Genomic DNA, 20,043 nt, shown 5'->3' on the forward strand with positions numbered 1-20,043 from the left:
GCTCCTTATTCTCCATGACAATGTAAATGGCAATCGCATTGCCCTTCTGTACACTGACAATCCACTTCTTCTACTGCGAAAGCTTTTTTCATCTCTAATATTTCTTCTAGTCGCTGGATATCATCGAAGCTTAAGACATGATCTTCAATGATACTCCCTACTACATTCCCGACATTCTTTCGACAAATACGGTTGAAAATATCGTCTGTATAATTTCCTACGGCTTCTTTCTCTTCAATATTGGCAGTATAAATAAATTTTCTACCTTCTTGCTCTGTATTTAGTACGCCTTTTTCAACCAGTCGACCTAAGAGCGTTTTGATAGTGGCTTGTTTCCAGTCCATTTTTTCTTTCAATATGGAGATGACTTCTTTACTAGTCACTCGACCATTCGCCCAGACTACACGCATAACTTCCCATTCAGCATCTGTGATATGAGGGTTAACTACTATTGTACTCATTCTTTTTCCCTCCTTATTGTCTACATGCGTAAACGTAAATGTTTGAGATAAGTTTACTATTGTAAACCATTCTTGTCAAGTCTTTTTTTAATAAATGTAACCAGCTATTATTGCCTTTGTTTTCCTATCTTTACCCAATACTAATTATAAGATCACCATTGATTTACTTTTATTGATTTTAGAATTCCTTATTTTTAAAATTATATTTTCTAAATATGATGAACACTATTGAGCAATTTAATTGTTTATCGTATTTAGGAAATCAAGAATTGAGAAAAAGCGGAAAAATAGAAAAAACCTATACACACGGAAGTTATCATAGACTTCTTGTGTATAGGGATCTTTTTACTTTTTAAATTTATTGAATGTTTATTCTTCTCCGTTTTCTTCTATATCTTCAATTAATTGTTCCATCTTAACAATTTCTTCTTCTTGTGCTTGTATAATTTCTTCGCTTAATTGCTGTACTCGTGGATCTGTGAGATTGGCATTTTCACTAGTCATAATAGCGGTAGAGTGGTGTGGAATCATGGCTCTCATCCAAGCAGTATCGTCTATGCCAACTTGGTTTTGAATAAGCCCAAACGATCCCAGCACGAGTAAGACTGAAAGCCCCATTATAACGGCGTTTAATTTTTTATTATCATACATTTTCCACATAAAACCCATCATAATGATAGCCATGACTGCGCCCATAAAAATAGCCATATAAACACGGGTTTGACTAAAGTAAATGTGCGCAAATTCATTGACATTCACAAACATTAGAAAGTACATAATGACTGTTGAAGTTAAAATCATGAGGGCAAATTTTAGGTATTTATTCATAAGTATCCGTCCTTTTCTAGTATTTCTTAAACTTTAAGTTTGGTAGGTATTTTAATGTACCACTAGTGATTATTGAGCTAATTCTTCTTCAACAAACCATTTATGATTACGAACAACTGCTCCGCCATCTGTTGGTTGGTAATCCACCATATAAACATTCGTAGTTACAGCGTCATCAATTATTGCAGTTGCTCCTTCCATACCTTCCATATGGTCGGCTTCTAATGTCACTTCTTCTCCAGGTTCAAATGCGCCTTTGGTTGACTCAGAAATGTCTTCGTGGATAACCCAGCGATGATTTTCCTCTCGTTCTCCACCATTGGTTGGATTGAAAGAAACTTCATAAGCCGTCGTAGCAAATACGCCAGAAACAGTTGCTTCGGCACCTTCCATTCCAGGCATATGATCGCGCTGAAGAATAACAGATTCTCCTACTTCGTACATCGGATTTTCAGCTTCTTCCAAGCCTTCTGGAATTTCTCCCGACTCATCATGCTTCATATCTCCCATATTATCCATATCTCTTGTTTTTTTGGACTCGCTAATTATCTGGTTCTCATAGCTATCTTCTAATGATGGTTGATTTTCAAGTGTGTAGTTAGCAAATATTAAATCAGCATTTTTAATATTAAATACTTCAGTTAAATCGTCTACTGAAAAATTAGTACTTTGAGAAATCGCCCAGAGAGTATCTCCCCAAACCACTTCGTAATTTTGAAGTTCTTCTAATGTATCGTATTGGGAAACATCTGCTTGTACTTCTTCTACTGTACGCGCTCTCCAAAATTGGCTTGAGTCTTGTACTTCTTCCCCTAATTCTTCCTCTACTAGCCATTTATGATTTTCAACAGTATCGCCTGTTTCTGTATCCGTGTACGTGACCATATAAACAGTGGTGTCTTCTACCGAATCAATAGTTGCGGTCACCCCTTGCATACCGGGCATATGGGAAGCTTCTAGAACGACTTCGTCACCTGCTTGGTAAGGCTCGTCTTGGGCATTTTCAACTTCCTCGTGTACAACCCATTTGTGATTGGCGATTTCCTCTCCTGTTTTGGTGTCGTTATAGGTGATTTCATAGGCAATTGAATCAAAGGCACCTACAACCTCACCTGTAGCTCCCATCATTCCTGGCATGTGATCGGTTTGAATCGTTACTTCGCTTCCTTCTGGATAAGTTGGATTTTCTGCTTCTGCCAATCCTTCTGGAATTTCCCCAGATTCATCATGTTCCATACCTTCGTGGCCTGTTTGAGATTTATCCGTTGTTTCGCTAGCCACCGTTTTCGAGCCAGTTTGAGCAGCATTATCTGCATCATCAAGTGTATTCGCGCCTACCTTATTCACTAGTGGATAAGAACTTAATAATGCTACAGATAAAAGACTACTTATAATTGTTTTTTTCATGCGATTTCTCTCCTTTTGGTAATACCACCTTTGTTTACAAATGTAGTTGAATGGACTTACATGTAGTTTATAATTACCCCTTATCATTGTCAAACACTTTGATTTTTATCAATTACAAATGAAGACTTATCGTTGTTTTTATTATCTCATCAATATTTAAAAAGCGATTCCATAATAAACACGTAGATTAATTTAGAAACCAAAGACAACAAATTATCCCTTAGATCACCTATAAATCTCTTATTAATGCCCACTAATTTTAATTGTTTTTAAAGTGCTTCTTTTACAAGTTCAGTCAAGCCCATATCTTTCATTAAGATTTATGTTACAACCTATAGTTATAAGAAATGAATATGGCAAAAAGTGATTAGGTAATGTTTATTAATCCATGATCATTAGTCTTAACTTATGAATACGTTTTTTAATGTGGTTATGGAGAATTAATTAAGTTAGTAAATGATTCTCTATATTTTTTGGATGTGTAGGTCAATATAGAGAGTTTTTCAAATATATTTGAATATATACATACTAGTGTGTTTGAAAATGCCACACAGAGCAAATATGAGCTTTACACGGCATTTTTATTTTTAAGGATTACTTTCATTTTCTATTCTTTCAGCATATTTAGATTGAAATACATTTTCAAGATTGGAAATAACTTCAGGCGTATATAAATAGATTAATAATCTTCCAGACATATATATTTCTTTCAATATTTTTTCGTCTTCTTCATTGGTGAAATATTTAGTTATTGTAATTTTCGGAGGTGCTCTTGAATCTCTACGAATATATTTTTAGAATCTTCATCTATTTTTTCAATGGAATCATAGTTGATATTCCCATGATCCCTTTTAAATTCTAATTGGTCCCATACTTCCTTTGCATGGTCCCTTTAAAATTCTAACTGATTCCATACTTCCTTTGCATGGTCCCCTTTAAAATTCTAACCGATCTCATTCAACCTTCCATGGCCCCTTTAAAATTCTAACCGATCCTATACACCCTTTGCACGGTCCCTTGAAAAGGCAACAGTCTTTTTGACAAATTTTATAAGGTGCAGAACTTCTTTCCGTATGCTATTCCGATTGACCTTGACAATGAGCCTCCTCTTTAGAAAATGTCTTAAAATGAAATGTTCTTTGCTATTTTATTTAAGTTGTCATTTATTTATAGTATTGTCAGCCTCCTCGTTTACTAAGATTACTACAGCTCCCGCATTAATTTCTTTATTAAAAGAGAATAGTGGCTTTGTTTCCGTCTGTGTGGAACCTGTGAAGTCACTTGCTTCTTTCTTTTGTTTCATTTTTACAAAAATCCCTTTAACTTTTTCCCATATAGAATCTTCAATATCTTTCTTTGTACGAGAGTGTATAGTTACATCTGCATCTACTATGTCACTAAAATTACCATATATATCTGCGTTTGCTATAGCCGTTATATCAGAAGAGGAAAAACCTTGATTCTTAAGCCGCTCAATAGCAAGGCTAGCATCTTCCAACGTTGCATAAAGTCCTTCTATAACTTCTCCCATAAGGTCCCCCTCAATACGTAGTAAACTTAACAAGTGAAATATGGATTCTTATATACAGCAGCGCTCTTTTTTGGAGAATTTGATAGAATTAATTTCTATTTTCGTCAGTAAAGAAGCCCTGCAGTGCAAAGGCATCATCACGTGGCTGGTAACTGATGGCTGTCCCTGCCTGTGAAATGTCTAGACGCGGGAATCTATTATTCGACAACCCATTAACCAATAAAAACGGTTCAGTCAGCGTAACCCTGATAGCGCATTCAACTAGGTGGCAAAAGTCTCGCGGGGAAAGGTATTCGGACAGCCCGGATTCATCAACAATCGGGTCATGAAGGTTTTCATTGAAATTACCAATACGAATGCCAATTGATTCTTGCCCTTCTATAAAGGCGAAATAGCTGGCAAGGCTTTCTTGGTAGACTTTTGAGACACCGTACAGATCTCCTGGCCGGACTGGATCATCGACAGACACTTGCACATTTTTCGGATAGGCATTTACAGCATGAATAGAGCTTGCAAAGATAATCCGCTTAACGAAGTTCTCGTTCTTTGAGGCTTCTTTGAATAAATAGTAAGGCATCTTGTAATTCATTTCAATCAATGAATCATCAAACGCAGCATTGGGGGAAGGATTACCCGCTAAGTGGATAACATAGTCGATTCCTTCTAATAGACCCTCCCAATTTTCGCCAACGGTCAAGTCGAGCTCTTTGACGATAGTGCCCTCCAAAAGCTCCGGTCTAACGTCATAGAAATTGATATCCACCAAAGTCAACTCGTAACTCTTTTTAAGATGGTTTACTAAGACTTTGCCTATGTTACCGCTTGCGCCGGTGATCATAATCTTGTCCATGGTGTAACCTCCTTGTTTTTAATAGAACAAACATCGCAGTTATTCACATGAATTACTTTTCTCTAACTTTATGAAACCTCTCAGAAAAAGTCAAAAGATAACTGATCTCATTCAACCTTCCATGGCCCCTTTAAAATTCTAACCGGTCCCATACATTCTTTGCATGGTCCCTTTTAAAACTCAAACCGAACTCGTACAACCTCCCTTGATCCTCTTTAAAATGATTCAAGGGCTGACTACCTAACCTTCCTTTTTCTGCTCAATCATATTGCCGACCCTTTCCAAATTTCCCCTTTAATTTGCGCCCATGACCTTTGAAGACTTAATCAAATAAAGATACCCTTTTATCCGTTTGGCCTTGCTAGGCTTTACTAGGTAAGCTAGGCATACTTTGTGATTGGTTAAAAGTACTGGAAGAGCATAAGGGAAAATGGTGCATTTTTATCATTTTCTTGATACAAGTTGTATCAACCTTGTATCAACAGTTAAATCGGAAGTGGGTAAAACCCTTATTCCTACTTGCTTTTTAGCACCCTTAAACTTGATACAAGCTTGATACAAGTTGATGCGCTAATGCACCACTTTTTGCAGTTACTTGATGCAGGTTAAACGTTGATTTAATAGGCTTTTGAAGCGACTTGTATCAACAAAAAGTTTGTGAAAAAGTGCCTTTTTCCTTTAGGGCTTACACTTTAGTTAAGTAGATTTTTGAAAAAGCCTACCCATGCCTTCGAAAAATTTTTGAAGAAATTCGCCTAAAGCCTACCCATGCCTTTGGAAATTTTTTGAAGAAATTTACCTGAAGCCTAGCCTACCCCTTTGGAGTGAATGCAAGATTTTTTTCTCAAAACCTTGCCTAAGCTAGATGAAGCTTCGCCTATCATTTTGGTTTGAACAGGAGATTTTTGGATGAAGCCTCGCCTATCATTTTGGTTTGAACAGGAGTTTTTTGGATGAAGCTTCGCCTATCATTTTGGTTTGAACAGGAGTTTTTTGGATGAAGCTTCACCTATCATTTTGGTTTGAACAGGAGATTTTTGGACGAAGCCTCGCCTATCATTTTGGTTTGAACAGGAGATTTTTGGATGGAGCCTCGCCTATCATTTTGGTTTGAACAGGAGATTTTTGGATGGAGCCTTGCCTATTCTTTTGGTTTGAACAGGAGATTTTTGGATGGAGCCTTGCCTATTCTTTTGGTTTGAACAGGAGATTTTTGGATGGATCCTTGCCTACACTTATATAATGAACAGGAATATTTTTGATGAGTCGCTCGAAATAAATTTGACGTAACTAGAGGCAATCGACTAGGAAGGGTACAAGAGAAAATTGCTAGATCTGATGATAAATGAACCAATGGTTCACGATTAGATTCGCTTGAACTTGCTATCATCCCACCCTGCCCTTCACGATAACAAACAAAAAAATACCAGACAGTCATCGACCATCTGGTATCAAAAACATTATATGAATTTCTCTTTACTGATTAAATTGCCTGGCGTTGTTCTGAATTATTTGCGACTGGTTCTTCGTTCTCAGTTTCAACTTCTGAAGAAAGATCTAACGTTTTGACTAGACCTTTTTCTAAAGCCATTGCTAAAACTAACTCACGTACTTCGCTATCTGACATCGCAGAATCAATCGCATCGTTACGTTTAGAATTAACATAGTGGTCAAACTCTTTATCAAGTTGATTAGCAATCTCTCACATCTCTTTTGCCATCTCTTTAATTGACGTTGCTAACTCGTTTAATGGTTCTTGTTCTGAAGCAGTGAGCTGAACATCGATCTTACCGAAATCTAAATCGTTCTTACTATCCTTTAAAGTAGTTGCTAAACTAGCCCAACGTTTTTGTAATGGTTCTATTTTTCTTGCCATGATTATACGCTCCTTTTAAATTAAATATCGAATGGACTTAACAAATTATATCTAACAGCTTCACGACCAATGCTATCTTGTTTGATTGAAACTTCGTCAATATAATCTAACTCTACATCATACAATGCGATTTGATAATTCAAGTCGATGATTGATGCACGTAAACTTTCTAAAGCCACGACTGTTGAAGTATCTTGCGTAATACCTAGTGACTCTTCGTTGACTTCAGCAAGCAATGCGGCTTCACGTTCTTCAGCGGTCATCTCTTCAATTGGTTTTGTTTCTTCAACTGTACCACTTGAGTCTGAACCTGAAATGCTTGTTTCGCTTAATAGCTTTTCAATTTGTTTATTTGTTTCAACGTCGCCGATTGAGTTTAAAGCGATGTTGTCTGCTTCAATAATTTTCTTCGCATCGTCATCACGGTTCTGTTGCAAAGTTTTAAAATCTACTATCAAATAAGATAGAATAATAGAAAAAGATAGCAGGAGGAATAACGATGAATCATTTTAAAGGAAAGCAATTTCAGCAGGATGTGATTATTGTAGCCGTGGGCTACTATCTTCGTTATAACCTTAGCTATCGTGAAGTTCAAGAAATCTTATATGATCGTGGCATTAACGTTTCTCATACGACGATTTATCGTTGGGTGCAAGAATATGGCAAACTACTCTATCAAATTTGGAAAAAGAAAAATAAAAAATCCTTTTATTCATGGAAAATGGATGAAACGTACATCAAAATTAAAGGAAAATGGCATTATTTGTATCGAGCCATCGATGCAGATGGTTTAACCTTGGATATTTGGTTACGTAAAAAACGGGACACACAAGCAGCCTATGCTTTTCTTAAGCGGTTAGTGAAGTAGTTTGATGAACCGAAGGTTGTAGTCACAGATAAAGCCCCCTCTATTACAAGTGCCTTTAAGAAACTAAAAGAATACGGTGGCTTTTATCAAGGGACAGAACATCGTACCATTAAATACCTGAATAATTTGATTGAACAAGACCATCGTCCAGTAAAGAGACGCAATAAATTCTATCGAAGTTTACGCACTGCCTCTACCACGATTAAAGGCATGGAAGCCATTCGAGGATTATATAAGAAAACCCGAAAAGAAGGCACTCTCTTCGGGTTTTCGGTCTGTACTGAAATCAAGGTATTATTGGGAATCCCAGCTTAAATCATAGATACCGTAAGGGATTTTATTCTTTATTTAAAACTTTGCAACAGAACCTTTAAAACTTTGCAACAGAACCAAAAAAAGCAAGTAACATAGCAAGGAATTACTACGATACTTGCTATTCGTGATCATTTTTGACCTAATATGCATTTGATTCAGTTTCAGCAACTAGCACGATTTTTCCTACTGCATGGTGCGTTTCACTGAGTTCATGTGCAGCATAAATCCCCGCTTGGTTCAGCGGAAATTCAGCGCCAATCACGCTTTTTAGTTTCTTTTCAGCCATCAGCTTAACTAAGGATGCTAATTCTTCGCCATTTGGTTTCAGCCAGATAGCCTCAGCATGAATCCCTTTTTTTTGAATCCGTGGATCTTCGTCTATCGAAAGAATACTGATTAAACGTCCTTCAGGCTTCAGTACAGTGATGCTTTTTCGTTGTACCTCTCCTGCCATTGTGTCAAGAACCAAATCAATCTCACTTAAAGTAGTCTCAAAATCAGTCGTATGATAATCAATCACTTCATCAGCACCTAATTCTTTTAATAGCTGATGATTTTTCGGACTAGCCGTAGTAATTACATACGCGCCAGCTTCTTTCGCTAATTGAATCGCATATGTTCCCACGCCACCAGCTCCAGCATGAATGAGCACCTTTTGTCCTGCTTGAAGTTTCCCATGGGTAAATAGTGCTTGATAAGCGGTCAAACCAGCTAAAGGTAGTGCACCTGCATCTTTAAATGATACTTCTTCCGGTAATTTTGCTAGAAGATGATCATCAACAATTGTGTGCTCTGCATACGTACCAAACCGAGTCGTATCTGGTCTAGCGGCAACCCAATCACCAACTTTCCAGTCAGAAACCTGTGAACCTACCTCTTCAATGATACCTGCAACATCCCAGCCTAAAATAATCGGGAATTCCCATGGCATCATTTGTTGCAAATATCCTTCACGTAACTTCCAATCAATTGGATTTACCGAAGTTGCTTTTACTTTAACCAACACTTGATGAGCGAATAACTCAGGTAACGTCACAGTTGCATCTGTCAGTTGTTCTTTCCCGCCGTATTGATTAATTACGACTGCTTTTGTCGTTGTCATCTTGCTTCATCCTTTCGAATAAAATTAGATTGCTTTTACTGATACTTCAATATTTCCACGAGTTGCACGAGAATAAGGGCATGTTTGGCGTGCGATTTCTAATAATTCTTGGCTTTTTTCTAAAGTAATTCCTTCAATGTGGCCTTCGATTTCAACACCTAATTGAACATCAGGTAATGCAGTTTGGCTCAAATTGTATAGTGAAACAGTTACTTCAATAGTTGATTCACCATCTACTTGTGCTTGTTTTTTCACATAATCCAAAGCACTGTTAAAACAAGCACTATATCCAGCTGCAAATAATTGTTCTGGGTTTGTCGCACCTGCTACTTTGTGTCCTGGAGCAACGATTGTCATTTCAAAAGAATTATCAGGAGAATGAACCTCACCGTTACGTCCGCCTGTATTAATCATTTTTGTTGAAAAAACTTTTTTCATATCTATTACTACTTTCTGACATTTGTTTGGTTTTACCTTACTGAATACATTGTACACAATTTAATTGTATTTGAGAAAGTTAAAAATTTGCTACTATCCTCACTATTAATTTTATTTTACACAGGATTATGGACTTGACTAGTGTAATACTAACATAGTGTAATAGTAAGATAGTATAATAGTGTAATAGCGTAACTAATAGCAATAAAAAAACCAGTCCTAAGACTGGTTTTTTATTAATCTTGATAACCAAATACATTCACGCCGTAGACGTAATCTTGTACCCCTATACCTTTTGTTCCTTCAGGAGTATCTCCAATTTGGATAGATACCCACATATCTGTATAGTTAGTCATCATATTTTCGTAATGTCCTGGACTATTTTTCCAAGTATTGAATAGTTTACTAGCTAAGTATTCTTCTGAATATAGAGTGTATGGATTGCCGTTATAGATTGTAGCAGCTATATTTTCACTTCTAACGTAATTGTCCTCTAAGTAATCAAAGTCCGTTACGAATAATTCGCGTTCAACATTTTCGTTAGTAGGGCGGGTATGATCAAGTTTAGCTTCATTAGCCAGAACATAACAGTTCGCTCCTTTTTAATCGCTGTAATATTAATCTATTTTGAATGCACTTCGAGCCATGAAGAAATAGCTTCCCATGTAAGGTCTTTATCTGTAGCAATCGCTACCGTATAGTCTTCTATTTCTTTATTGCTAACGTTTAACGTCACACCGTTTAAACGTAAAAATGTATGAACCGCAACCAATGCGGTCCGCTTATTGGCATTGTGAAAACAGTGTTTCTGAACTATTTTTTGGTACAATATGGCTGCTTTATCAAACAGAGTCGGATAAAGTTCTTTATCAAATACAGCCTGTTTCGGTAAAGCGACACACATATTCAAAGCGGTTGGCTCCTTTACGCCGATCTGCTCCTCAGGGCTGTAGCGTTGAATCTGCAGCGTATTAATCATAACTAATTCCCGTTCAGTTAAATAACGGATCATCGGCTAACGAGTCCTTCAAGTGAAACATTGTAGTCATCCATCACTGCGTTAACCGTTGCTAAAAAATCGTCTTCTTTTTCGGCAGCTTTACGGATTTCAACGTGACCATCTTTGATAACATATTCAATGGAATCACCCAAGTTTAAGTTGAGTTGCTGTAAGACATCGGGTGGGAGTGTCGTAATCACGCTGTGTCCCGATTTACGTGTACTTCTTTGAATCATTTTCATATTTATCACCTCATACGAATAGTATATACGTATGTATTAAATGGTTCAAGTATATACGTATGTATTTTAATACCTTAATTCTGTTTGACTGGTTCTCTCACGCGTCTCTTTCATAAAATGATTAAATGGCTGTGCTTCTCCCGCTATCATTTTTTCAAGTGTCGCTATATTTTCTTGCGGCGAGGTGATTCCAGGATGTTTCTCAACAAATGCGGTAAGGGCATGCTCCTTTAACCAGTCGGTGCCACTTTTTTCTCCCACCCATGTGTGTGCAATTTCATTAGGTTTTTTTGTCGTGAGAATCCGATACTTCTGTGGTCCCGTTGTTTTTGAATGCAGCTTTAAATCATAAACACGTTGTGTCCCAATCTGCGTAATGGGTTCAATCGTATAAATAGAAAAGAAAGCCTGTGCTAGCGCGCTATTTTTTGATTTTGACGCGTCTTTTAAGTTTACCTGCACATTTAGTTGTTCATGCTCTAAAAGTGTCTCTAAACGTGAAATAAGGGTATGAGAAACATGCTTTACTTCTTCCAGAGCCGTTTCGAGTTCCGTCACGTGTTCTAAATTCTGCGTCCATTGTGCCGTGTAGTGCAAGGAATGGGCTTTCGTATCTAAGCCAAACGCATGTGCCACCACATAGGCCGTCATTTCAGCTTGGTATTCTAAGACTGGTGTCTCCTGCAGCGCTTTTTCATTTTTTAAGGCTTTTGTCCCAGCCTCATTTAGAAAGCGGATTCATCGTATTTTCACATTCTTTTCACGAAGCTTTTGCTTGAAAGAGACCCACGTGAGTCTTATAGTTAATTTATCAGAAAAGAAAAAGGAGAATGTACAATGAAGGAAGTACCAGAAACAAAGATTAAACTGACCGAGGCGAAAGATTTATTTGATCACGGTTATAATCTTTTATCAGTGATTCGTGAAGATGTCGATGCTCCGGTAGCAAAAGCAAAATTTTTAACTGAAGAAATAATTACGATATATGGTGAAGAAGCTGCTAAGAAATTCTATGATCCAACAAAGTTTAAACGTGAAGGGGCAATGCCTAAACCTGTATTGAAAACCTTGTTTGGAGAAGATGGCGTTCAAACCTTAGATGGTGAAGCTCATCATCATCGAAAGAATTATTTTATGGACTTAATGGTCCCAGAACGGATGGATGAGTACGCTGAAATCTTAGACAGACACCTAACAGAAAAAATGGAGGCACAACACGGAAAGTTTGAATTATTTGAGTTAGCGAATCTAGTGTTGTTTGAAGCCGTTGCAGAATGGTCTGGGATTAACTTGGATCGTTTAAGTGAAAATGAGATTAAAGATTTAGCTGAGAAACAAATTTCTATGATCAGTGGAGCAATTACCTCACCAACCGATCATATTAAAGGAATTTCTGATCGAAATGATTCGGAAGAGTGGGCACAAGAGTTAATTAAAGAAGCTCGCGAAAATCCTGTTCCAGGCAAAGAACATTTAGCTTTATATACTTTCGCTCAAGCGACAGATTTAGAGGGAGAATTATTGCCATTAGAAGTTGCGGCAGTTGAATTACTGAACATTATTCGTCCAACAGTCGCTTTAACTGTCTGGATGGCATTGATGGGACATGCTTTATTTGCTAAGGACGGTGTATATGATGAGTTGAAAGCTGACTTTAAAAACTTACAAGATCCTTTCATTCAAGAGATGCGTCGATACTATCCTTTCTTCCCAATGCTACCAGCAATCGCAATTGATGATGTTGAAATCAATGGTTACCATATTCCTAAAGACACTTGGACAGTTTTAGACCTTTATGGTACGAATCATGATGAACGAACTGTAAATGACCCAGAAAAGTTTGAAATTCGTCGCTATCTAGGGCGTGCAAAAGATTTATCTTATGAAGAAGAATATGAAATGATTGCTCAAGGTGGAGGAAAATTCAGAGAAATGCACCGTTGTGCGGGAGAATGGATCACTTTACATAGTATGCGAGTATTCTCGGATCATTTAGTCAATAAGAATGAGTTCTCGATTCCGGAGCAGGATTGGGAAATTCCAATGAATCAGTTCCCAACCTATCCGAAAGATCGATCATTACTTTTTAAAGAATAAAAATAAGCTATAAGCAATAAAGAGGCTTTTGTCCCAGCCTCTTTTTTATTCCTAATTACACTTTCTAAAAGACTTATTATTAACAATATAAAGAAAAAGGTTCTGTTGCAAAGTTTTAAATAAAGAATAAAATCCCTTACGGTATCTATGATTTAAGCTGGGATTCCCAATAATACCTTGATTTCAGTACAGACCGAAAACCCGAAGAGAGTGCCTTCTTTTCGGGTTTTCTTATATAATCCTCGAATGGCTTCCATGCCTTTAATCGTGGTAGAGGCAGTGCGTAAACTTCGATAGAATTTATTGCGTCTCTTTACTGGACGATGGTCTTGTTCAATCAAATTATTCAGGTATTTAATGGTACGATGTTCTGTCCCTTGATAAAAGCCGCCGTATTCTTTTAGTTTCTTAAAGGCACTTGTAATAGAGGGGGCTTTATCTGTGACTACAACCTTCGGTTCATCAAACTGCTTCACTAACCGCTTAAGAAAAGCATAGGCTGCTTGTGTGTCCCGTTTTTTACGTAACCAAATATCCAATGTTAAACCATCTGCATCGATGGCTCGATACAAATAATGCCATTTTCCTTTAATTTTGATGTACGTTTCATCCATTTTCCATGAATAAAAGGATTTTTTATTTTTCTTTTTCTCAATTATCGATACTAATATCCGGGGCTGTAGTGATGTGTTCATCGTAATATGGTGTATTTATAAATTCTTTAATTTCATCGACTGTAATATTCTCACTATCAATATCTTCAATTTCACTATGATAAATTTGACCTTCAAAATAATGGAAAGCAGGAACGCTGTTAATTTTATATTCTGAAGCAAATTTTGCTGCAGTTTCGGGGTCTTCATTTATTAAATCTAAATAATAGATTTTCCCTTCTACACCTGTTTCTGGATCTGAAGAACCATTTTCAAATATTTCAGTAGCTTCTTCTAATTTTGACGCAAATTCTCGACAGTATGGGCAAGTTTCTTTTCCGATAAATAAATAAAAAGCATCTCCTTTATTTATTTTATCTGTGATTTCTGTTGCACTTATTGTAGTAAAATTTTGAACAATATTGCGGTAAGATTCGATTTCTTTTTCCTCATTTTGGTTATTTTGTTCTGAACTTATAGTAGTATCATCAGAGTTATTACTTGTATTTTGTTCATCCATTTGTCCAGCACAACCTAAAAGCAAAGATGATAAAGTAGCTAGTAATATAATTCTTTTCATTTAAAAAACCCTTTCAATGAAAAATTGTTTATTGAAGTTTAAAATATAAGTTATATAAATGCAAGGGCTTTCTAATTTTAATTTAATGTTTTCACATCGAAAAAATGATGTTGTAGTAAAAGATAATAAAGAGCCCCCTGACGAAAAGTCGAAGAGGGTTTTCTTTTTATTTTGAGGTTTGAGAGGCGACAATTTTTAGAGACCACTCAAACTTAAATGGCATCAGCTAATTGCACCATAAGGGTGCGCTGATTCTTGGCTCAAAAGAGCCGAAATAGGCGTCTGCAGGACCCCTCGGAGAGCCCACACTTTACCATGTAAAGTATAGTGGGTTATACTTTACTTGGAAGATACACCGAATGAAAAAATACTGAAGAACAACTAGCAAAAGATTTTAAAGAGTTGTTTTATTTTAAGTCTTTATAACATGAGTGAAGCGAATTTTTAAATTTCGATAGAAATTTTTACATCAAAAAACCCCCTGTCAAAAATGACGAAGGGGGTTTTTTTGCGCACGCTTTTCGAAGAAAATAACACGACTTGAAAAGTGGTGTATAAGTGCGCCCTACCTTAATTTCATTGTTCACCAACATTTCACTGACAACAGGGAAGAAAAAAATGAGGTCTTTTTTGTTTAATCTGCCACTTTCTTTTCCCAACAATCTCCACAGATGATTTCACCATCTTTAGGTATAAACATTTCTTGGCATTCTACGCATTTATTGTATCCCTTTTTTTCTAAGTACTTGTCTTTTCTTGCTAATTTAGCTTCTTGTTCAGCCAATTCTTTTTTAGCTTGCCCCATATATATTTCCTCCTCTCTGTATTGTACTTTTATTATACAACATTTAGAGTTTGGTCATTTTATACGAAAAAAGGCCCTTCTTTTTTATTTTCTATTCATTTTTTTCTTGATGTATAAGTTCGCCCTTTTGTTTTTAATCAGGGATTGAGAATTTCCCAAAAGAGTTAATTTTAGATTTTGTCATGACAATGACTGTGCTTGCTGTTACATAGTTTTAACTTAAAACGTATTTTTTGAAATCGTTCTATCTATAAAAAAACCAGTAGCGTGAACTACTGGTTTTTTTTATAGATTAAAAGGGTTTTGGCCAAGCGTTAGTAGTAGATAATGTTTCAAATCCACCTTTTGCACCTTTTCGATGCGCAATTTTTTCTATTTCTTTTAATAATTTATATTCTTGATTTGTAAATTGTAATTGTTCAAATAAAAAAATACTTGATAAAGTTTGGTATAAAGCTCGTGATTCCGCTTCTGGAGTTTCTTTACCCTTTTCAATTCTATCTTTCGAAGTATTTAATAACTTTATTGCTTGTTTTACGCCTGCATTATTTTGATTTCTTTTATTAATTTTAGAGATTAAATCAGAAATTAAAATTAAAATATCTTTATCATTAGCACTTTGCAATTGTAGCACCTCCTCGTATTTTTTTTGCGGTGAGTCGACTTCTATAATATATCATATCCCAAATACGCAAATTAAGGGGCGATTATGACGTTTTATACATGATTGCATATAAATACCCTATAGTAGTTTTAAAATGCCTCTAACCCCCCTAAAATTTTGATTTTAAAGGTGATTAGTGTAATTCAAATCATATTAGATAGAAATATAGCTAAATGAGTAAATCACGTTACTTATACCCTTTCATTTGCTTCTGAGCGTATTTCAGGGGTTTGTTAAGGGTGTTAACCCTTGACCATGCGTTAGCATGCTAGTAAATGCAGAAATTTATCCGAGATTACTTAGATTTTCAAACATTCTCATACAACGATCCCCCTTTTTCTTGAAAATAAGGGGTTTAAGGGCCTTTGCCCCTTTTTTTAATGGCTTGCGTCAGCAAGGCGTCCTTTTTTATTTTTTCTTTTCTCTTTTTTTTATAGTTTTTTTATCGAAATTTTGTTTAAGGAAAATATGATAAATAGATAAATGTTTAATTTATCTTTGTTTAGATAATGTTTAGATATATGTTTAGATGATTTTTAGGCCTTGGGAGAGTAAGAATTAGGCCTCTTTATAAAGAACAAATGTGGTTCTGTCGTAAGGTCGACTGGTCTAAAGGACGGGTCTACACATTCATTCCAATACTCTAAATGTTTTTTGTCAATCCAATGCTGGGACTCCTCAACGTCTTGACCATTTTCCCCTTGCACTGAATACCAATACAAATATTCAGTACCATTAAGCGTTTCTCTAAAGATGGTTTCTACATACATTTTTTCGCCTTCGAGAGTAACCAAAACATCTTTCATATTTTCGTTTAGGAACTTTATCCATTCATCAACTTTTTCTGTTTTTCCTTCTTTGACTTTAAATCTAGTAAGTTCTACGTTCATTTTATTTCACCTTAGCCTTTATCCAGTATTCAGTACAATCTTGATTATGTTCCATAAAACCATAATCTATAAGGGATCTCCTAATTATTGCGAAATCGGTATAGATTGGCTTTAATATTTCATTAACTTCTTTTTCTGAGTATATCCTGTTTTTTCGTTCAATAAAGCCAAAACAAAAAAAGAGTGGCTAAGCCACTCTCCAGATCACAATTTAGTTCATTTTAGCAAACGCAACTAACAATCCCTGATCACAGGATTCGAAACCATTCTTTTCATAAAAATATCTAACATCAGAAGCTTCTTCAGTTAAAAGAACTTTTTGACGAACATTTTTATATTTATTTAATATTCTTTGCAATAATTCACTTGCAATACCCTTATTCTGATAAGCATTCAAAACAAGTATATCTTGTATATACAAAATCGTTAATCCGTCTCCAATAGCCCTAATAAGACCTACTAATTTATCGTCATTCCAAACAGTTATAACATCTAACGATTGTAATATAGCTTGCTTTAATACTTCCAAATCTTGAGTATACGCACCCCAACCAACGTCATTATATAATTCTTCTAATTGCTTAATATCGATATCTTTACTTATACTGAAATTTATTGTCATTTTTATTAACTCCCTATTCAAATTTTATACTGAATAGTCACTCCATAATTTATCAACTGTCTTATGGAACCTTTCAAAATACAAATTTTTCTCTATCCATCATTCCAATATTTCTCCAGTTTCTCTATCTATTTTTTTAAAAGACTTATACCGATTAGAACGTAAATAAACAGTTAAAAAGATCGTCTGACTTCTAACAATTGTCTCCAATTTTCAAGAGCTGATTCAGGATATACAATCCAACTCCAATTCCTAACACAAGTATCTTTTTCAACCATGCTATAATTACTACTCTCCTTCAAATGAGATATTTTCAGTTTCTGTATCGTAATACACTAAAGCGAATGCTGGCTCATTAAAGTCGTCTACAAATAAACTTTCATCTTCTGCTTCTTTTAACGCACTTTCATATATATAAATTTCATCATCAGGTACACTCAAAGTGATATTATTTTGGGTTTCAGGATTATATAAAGTGATTTGGTTTCCTTCAACTTTTTCTATTAGACATAATACTCTCATATTTGCTCTCCTTTGCGTTTTAAACGACTGTATTAACATAAACATTACTTGCGTTCTAAATCGCCTTAGAACGCAAGTAATTGCTTCTAATGATTATCCTAGCCACTTATCTAATGGTACTGGCGGTAAATCAGTTGGATTTTCTTGTTGAGTTTCTGCATAGTCCTTAAAGACATTTTTTAAAGAGATATACAAGTAACTATTGATATCTTTCGTTTTGCCTTGATTGAATTGGATAATAACACGCTTAAAGGTATTTGCGAGTTCATCATGTAATGCTGCTTTTTCGTAGGGATTAATTTTAATGCTAGTATCTTTTTCAGCTGATTTCCAACCAAAATAGAATTTATCAATATAGACTTTAAATTGTTCTAGCTCACTAAAACTGTAATTCTTAACCAGTTGAATAGTTTCTTGTCCATAAGCAGAAACTAATTCATTTTCTTCAACATATTGTTCAATGAGTTCTTGCACGGGCTCTCTCGAGGAGGTCTTGCAGACGGCTAGTCGGCTTTTCAAGCCGAGTATCAGCGACCCCATTGGGTCAATTAGCTGATACCTGTTTGAGGTTTGCTGCCCTACTTTTTCAGTAGGTCTGCAAACCTCAAACCAAAATAAAAACTCCCTTCGACTTTCGTCAGGGGGCTTTTATATTTAAGTGCATTTAATTTTGAAGATTACCCTCAAAATATAAACTAAAAACATCAACGTTATCACTAATTGTTTGATGAAAATGAGTAATATTTTTGAACGTAAATTCATAACTATGATTTTCAAAGTATCTTCTTAACTGAATAATGTTTTTTAAATCATTATCTGCAACAGCAGTTAATAATTCATTTTTAAATTTACCAGTCATCTTTCAAAAATCTCCTAGCCATTTTTCTTTTCTTTATTTCGCCAAATATTAATTAAACCAACTATAAATAAAAATACTGGAATAGATAAACGATTTAAATCATCAATCGGATCTCCTAATAACGTTACTGCAACAATAGCAATAATGCTTATAACCGAATATTTTATTATAAAAGCTATATATGGATGTTTTAAAAAATATTCTTTTATATTATTCAAAATAGTTAGCACCTACCTAGTCTGATGTTGTGTAGCTACAATTTCTCCTCGATATCCTCTACCTCTTCTCGTATAAAATTCTACTTTACCATTATTATTTGTATCCCAATGATTAGCAATCGTAGAACCTACTTTACCAGCTGCTGATGTCCATCCAGCAGCAGTTAACAAACCTTTTAAAACTGAACCACCTAATGGAATTTTACTAACTATCCCTAAAATACCACCATGCACTCCTGCATTTATAGCATTTGCAACAAAAGTATTAGATAACGTAAATAGTTTATTCCAAGAATCCCATTTAGCAACTACTTTCCCACCTGCTGTGACAGTAGAATATAAGACTATATCACCAGAACTTTCAACATCTTCCTCATAAACAGTTATTAAAGGATTTCCTTGTTTATCATATGTGATTTCAATATTCTCTTCTACTTATTGAATATCATTAACTTCACTAGCATAGGCAACACCTGCTCCAAATACAGGAAACACAATAGTAAATATAGTTAAAAATAAAACTCCAATAATTAAACTTTTCCTTGCTCTAAAAAACATATAATATCCTCCCTTGTTAATACACCATTAGTTATAAGCGATTATAAAATAACTTATTTTATAATCACTTTCAATGTTTTTTATTTTAAATTTCTTTATAAAAATTCTCTTTATATAGTTTTTACATTTTTTTAAATAGCTAATTAGGAGGCTTTTTTATTATTTAAATTCGTTTTTCTTTTTCAACCACATACCGTCAATCATCTTGTTGATTGCTAAAGTATTATGATTGATTGCAACATCAAACCAATCGTCAGAATGTTGAATACAAATCATCAAAAAGTCAGCATAGTTATCAATCTCGGTTCTGTTGCAAAGTTTTAAATCTACTATCAAATAAGGTAGAATAATAGAAAAAGATAGCAGGAGGAATAACGATGAATCATTTTAAAGGAAAGCAATTTCAGCAGGATGTGATTATTGTAGCCGTGGGCTACTATCTTCGTTATAACCTTAGCTATCGTGAAGTTCAAGAAATCTTATATGATCGTGGCATTAACGTTTCTCATACGACGATTTATCGTTGGGTGCAAGAATATGGCAAACTACTCTATCAAATTTGGAAAAAGAAAAATAAAAAATCCTTTTATTCATGGAAAATGGATGAAACGTACATCAAAATTAAAGGAAAATGGCATTATTTGTATCGAGCCATCG

Annotated in this window: 27 protein-coding genes and 4 pseudogenes; 4 read left to right on the top strand and 27 right to left on the bottom strand. The window is 35.2% G+C overall.

The features are described 5' to 3' along the window. Positions 1-5 precede the first annotated feature (5 nt). From ACFW0C_RS06375 to ACFW0C_RS06395, 5 genes are all read right to left on the bottom strand, one after another. Complete coding sequence (locus tag ACFW0C_RS06375) at positions 6-461, bottom strand: CopY/TcrY family copper transport repressor (RefSeq protein ID WP_069286685.1); 456 nt, start codon at positions 459-461, stop codon at positions 6-8. 369 nt (positions 462-830) lie between these two features. After that, on the bottom strand, positions 831-1,289 hold the full coding sequence (locus ACFW0C_RS06380) for a DUF305 domain-containing protein (protein ID WP_378106288.1): 459 nt from the start codon (positions 1,287-1,289) through the stop codon (positions 831-833). Positions 1,290-1,358: 69 nt separating this feature from the next. Continuing rightward, the gene (locus ACFW0C_RS06385; RefSeq protein WP_378106290.1) at positions 1,359-2,696 is read right to left on the bottom strand and encodes a DUF1541 domain-containing protein; all 1,338 of its coding nucleotides are present in this window, start codon (positions 2,694-2,696) and stop codon (positions 1,359-1,361) included. Positions 2,697-3,855: 1,159 nt separating this feature from the next. Beyond that, positions 3,856-4,227, bottom strand: a complete 372-nt coding sequence (locus tag ACFW0C_RS06390; protein ID WP_311798404.1) for a general stress protein — start codon at positions 4,225-4,227, stop codon at positions 3,856-3,858. Between the two features lie 88 nt (positions 4,228-4,315). Further along, positions 4,316-5,077: an NAD(P)-dependent oxidoreductase gene (locus ACFW0C_RS06395; protein ID WP_311798405.1), complete on the bottom strand. Its 762-nt coding sequence runs from the start codon at positions 5,075-5,077 to the stop codon at positions 4,316-4,318. A gap of 8 nt (positions 5,078-5,085) precedes the next feature. Here ACFW0C_RS06395 and ACFW0C_RS06400 point away from each other — a divergent pair. Beyond that, positions 5,086-5,151, top strand: a pseudogene (locus tag ACFW0C_RS06400) (hypothetical protein); the annotation flags it as partial. Positions 5,152-6,560: 1,409 nt separating this feature from the next. Here the strand turns inward: ACFW0C_RS06400 and ACFW0C_RS06405 are convergent. From ACFW0C_RS06405 to ACFW0C_RS06415, 3 genes are all read right to left on the bottom strand, one after another. Further along, the gene (locus tag ACFW0C_RS06405) at positions 6,561-6,704 is read right to left on the bottom strand and encodes a hypothetical protein (RefSeq protein ID WP_256090451.1); all 144 of its coding nucleotides are present in this window, start codon (positions 6,702-6,704) and stop codon (positions 6,561-6,563) included. Positions 6,705-6,779: 75 nt separating this feature from the next. Then, positions 6,780-6,953: a hypothetical protein gene (locus ACFW0C_RS06410; protein ID WP_256090450.1), complete on the bottom strand. Its 174-nt coding sequence runs from the start codon at positions 6,951-6,953 to the stop codon at positions 6,780-6,782. Positions 6,954-6,973: 20 nt separating this feature from the next. Beyond that, complete coding sequence (locus ACFW0C_RS06415) at positions 6,974-7,390, bottom strand: hypothetical protein (RefSeq protein ID WP_069286710.1); 417 nt, start codon at positions 7,388-7,390, stop codon at positions 6,974-6,976. 62 nt (positions 7,391-7,452) lie between these two features. Here ACFW0C_RS06415 and ACFW0C_RS06420 point away from each other — a divergent pair. Further along, a pseudogene (locus tag ACFW0C_RS06420) lies at positions 7,453-8,136 on the top strand (IS6-like element IS1216 family transposase). 139 nt (positions 8,137-8,275) lie between these two features. Here the strand turns inward: ACFW0C_RS06420 and ACFW0C_RS06425 are convergent. From ACFW0C_RS06425 to ACFW0C_RS06450, 6 genes are all read right to left on the bottom strand, one after another. Continuing rightward, complete coding sequence (locus tag ACFW0C_RS06425) at positions 8,276-9,238, bottom strand: NADP-dependent oxidoreductase (protein ID WP_269105044.1); 963 nt, start codon at positions 9,236-9,238, stop codon at positions 8,276-8,278. Positions 9,239-9,262: 24 nt separating this feature from the next. Continuing rightward, on the bottom strand, positions 9,263-9,676 hold the full coding sequence (locus ACFW0C_RS06430; RefSeq protein WP_378106292.1) for an Ohr family peroxiredoxin: 414 nt from the start codon (positions 9,674-9,676) through the stop codon (positions 9,263-9,265). A 236-nt stretch (positions 9,677-9,912) separates the two neighbouring features. Next, complete coding sequence (locus tag ACFW0C_RS06435; protein ID WP_269105043.1) at positions 9,913-10,035, bottom strand: hypothetical protein; 123 nt, start codon at positions 10,033-10,035, stop codon at positions 9,913-9,915. 263 nt (positions 10,036-10,298) lie between these two features. Then, positions 10,299-10,688: a type II toxin-antitoxin system death-on-curing family toxin gene (locus ACFW0C_RS06440; protein WP_378106294.1), complete on the bottom strand. Its 390-nt coding sequence runs from the start codon at positions 10,686-10,688 to the stop codon at positions 10,299-10,301. Then, entirely contained in the window at positions 10,685-10,912 is a 228-nt protein-coding gene (locus ACFW0C_RS06445; RefSeq protein ID WP_378106295.1) for an AbrB/MazE/SpoVT family DNA-binding domain-containing protein, read from the bottom strand. The genes ACFW0C_RS06440 and ACFW0C_RS06445 overlap by 4 nt, the downstream gene beginning before the upstream one ends. Positions 10,913-10,984: 72 nt before the next feature. Further along, positions 10,985-11,554 carry a hypothetical protein gene (locus ACFW0C_RS06450; RefSeq protein WP_378106297.1) on the bottom strand — a complete coding sequence of 190 codons (570 nt, stop codon included), beginning with the start codon at positions 11,552-11,554 and terminating at the stop codon, positions 10,985-10,987. A gap of 201 nt (positions 11,555-11,755) precedes the next feature. Between ACFW0C_RS06450 and ACFW0C_RS06455 the strand changes: the two genes are divergently transcribed. Next, a complete protein-coding gene (locus tag ACFW0C_RS06455; RefSeq protein WP_378106299.1) occupies positions 11,756-13,015 on the top strand; it encodes a cytochrome P450 in 1,260 nt (419 codons plus the stop codon). 152 nt (positions 13,016-13,167) lie between these two features. On the opposite strand, the pseudogene ACFW0C_RS06460 reads toward ACFW0C_RS06455, so the two are convergent. The 13 genes and pseudogenes from ACFW0C_RS06460 to ACFW0C_RS06520 all read right to left on the bottom strand — a co-directional run. Next, positions 13,168-13,665 (bottom strand): annotated as a pseudogene (locus ACFW0C_RS06460) (IS6-like element IS1216 family transposase); the annotation flags it as partial. A gap of 1 nt (position 13,666) precedes the next feature. Next, on the bottom strand, positions 13,667-14,248 hold the full coding sequence (locus ACFW0C_RS06465; RefSeq protein ID WP_378106301.1) for a thioredoxin family protein: 582 nt from the start codon (positions 14,246-14,248) through the stop codon (positions 13,667-13,669). A gap of 634 nt (positions 14,249-14,882) precedes the next feature. Next, positions 14,883-15,053 carry a hypothetical protein gene (locus ACFW0C_RS06470; protein WP_002415339.1) on the bottom strand — a complete coding sequence of 57 codons (171 nt, stop codon included), beginning with the start codon at positions 15,051-15,053 and terminating at the stop codon, positions 14,883-14,885. 292 nt (positions 15,054-15,345) lie between these two features. Next, positions 15,346-15,678 (bottom strand): bacteriocin immunity protein, encoded by a 333-nt coding sequence (locus ACFW0C_RS06475; protein ID WP_378106303.1) that lies wholly within the window; start codon positions 15,676-15,678, stop codon positions 15,346-15,348. 575 nt (positions 15,679-16,253) lie between these two features. Then, the gene (locus tag ACFW0C_RS06480) at positions 16,254-16,607 is read right to left on the bottom strand and encodes a DUF6176 family protein (RefSeq protein WP_378106305.1); all 354 of its coding nucleotides are present in this window, start codon (positions 16,605-16,607) and stop codon (positions 16,254-16,256) included. Between the two features lies 1 nt (position 16,608). Beyond that, entirely contained in the window at positions 16,609-16,770 is a 162-nt protein-coding gene (locus ACFW0C_RS06485) for a DUF2087 domain-containing protein (RefSeq protein ID WP_334311746.1), read from the bottom strand. Positions 16,771-16,818: 48 nt separating this feature from the next. Then, on the bottom strand, positions 16,819-17,229 hold the full coding sequence (locus ACFW0C_RS06490; RefSeq protein ID WP_271735783.1) for a GNAT family N-acetyltransferase: 411 nt from the start codon (positions 17,227-17,229) through the stop codon (positions 16,819-16,821). Positions 17,230-17,517: 288 nt separating this feature from the next. Then, positions 17,518-17,751, bottom strand: coding sequence for a hypothetical protein (locus ACFW0C_RS06495; RefSeq protein WP_048729921.1), 234 nt, complete (start codon positions 17,749-17,751; stop codon positions 17,518-17,520). Between the two features lie 93 nt (positions 17,752-17,844). After that, the gene (locus ACFW0C_RS06500) at positions 17,845-18,225 is read right to left on the bottom strand and encodes a hypothetical protein (protein ID WP_378106308.1); all 381 of its coding nucleotides are present in this window, start codon (positions 18,223-18,225) and stop codon (positions 17,845-17,847) included. 190 nt (positions 18,226-18,415) lie between these two features. Further along, positions 18,416-18,610: a hypothetical protein gene (locus ACFW0C_RS06505; protein WP_271735785.1), complete on the bottom strand. Its 195-nt coding sequence runs from the start codon at positions 18,608-18,610 to the stop codon at positions 18,416-18,418. A 14-nt stretch (positions 18,611-18,624) separates the two neighbouring features. Then, positions 18,625-18,828 (bottom strand): hypothetical protein, encoded by a 204-nt coding sequence (locus tag ACFW0C_RS06510; protein ID WP_378106310.1) that lies wholly within the window; start codon positions 18,826-18,828, stop codon positions 18,625-18,627. 12 nt (positions 18,829-18,840) lie between these two features. After that, positions 18,841-19,062 (bottom strand): hypothetical protein, encoded by a 222-nt coding sequence (locus ACFW0C_RS06515; RefSeq protein ID WP_378106312.1) that lies wholly within the window; start codon positions 19,060-19,062, stop codon positions 18,841-18,843. Positions 19,063-19,263: 201 nt separating this feature from the next. After that, positions 19,264-19,386 (bottom strand): hypothetical protein, encoded by a 123-nt coding sequence (locus ACFW0C_RS06520; RefSeq protein ID WP_378106314.1) that lies wholly within the window; start codon positions 19,384-19,386, stop codon positions 19,264-19,266. A 377-nt stretch (positions 19,387-19,763) separates the two neighbouring features. Here ACFW0C_RS06520 and ACFW0C_RS06525 point away from each other — a divergent pair. After that, positions 19,764-20,043: pseudogene (locus ACFW0C_RS06525) on the top strand (IS6-like element IS1216 family transposase); the annotation flags it as partial.

Origin of the sequence: Aerococcus sp. NPDC058936, from assembly GCF_042741995.1 — a bacterium.
Taxonomy (GTDB): Bacteria; Bacillota; Bacilli; order Lactobacillales; family Aerococcaceae; genus Aerococcus.